At 72.9% G+C, this 521-nt stretch carries 1 protein-coding gene; it reads left to right on the top strand.

The genetic code is table 11. The annotated features are described in order from the left end of the window. Positions 1-231: 231 nt before the first annotated feature. On the top strand, positions 232-521 hold a 290-nt coding region (locus AC0AIB_RS31095), incomplete at its 3' end, for an L-threonylcarbamoyladenylate synthase (RefSeq protein WP_465098062.1).

Below are 521 nucleotides of genomic sequence, written 5' to 3'. Positions count from 1 at the left end.
AACGCACCGCCCACCGTCTGCTGCGCCCCGGCGGCCTCGTCGTCATCGAGCACGCCGACACCCAGGGCGGCCAGGTGCCGTGGATCTTCACCGAGGAGCGGGGCTGGGCGGATGCCGCCGACCACCCCGACCTGAACAAGCGACCCCGGTTCGCCACCGCCCGCAAGGCCATGCCGTGACCCGGATCCGGCACCACCACCCGTACCCGCACCTGTCCGAGGAGGCCGGCTGATGGCTCGGCGATACGACTGCAACGACGCCACCGACCGGACCACGGGTCTGCGCGAGGCCGCATCGGCCGTCCGCCGGGGCGAACTGGTCGTGCTGCCCACCGACACCGTGTACGGGATCGGTGCGGACGCCTTCACCTCGGAGGCCGTCGCGGACCTGCTCGACGCCAAGGGCCGGGGCCGCAACATGCCCACCCCCGTCCTGATCGGCTCGCCGAACACCCTGCACGGCCTGGTCACCGACTTCTCCGAGGAGGCCTGGGAGCTCGGCGACGCCTTCTGGCCCGGCGC

The sequence above is a fragment of the Micromonospora sp. DSM 43699 genome, assembly GCF_055517075.1.
Note: the sequence above shows the minus strand (reverse complement) of the source record. Positions and strands in the feature narration are given on the sequence as shown.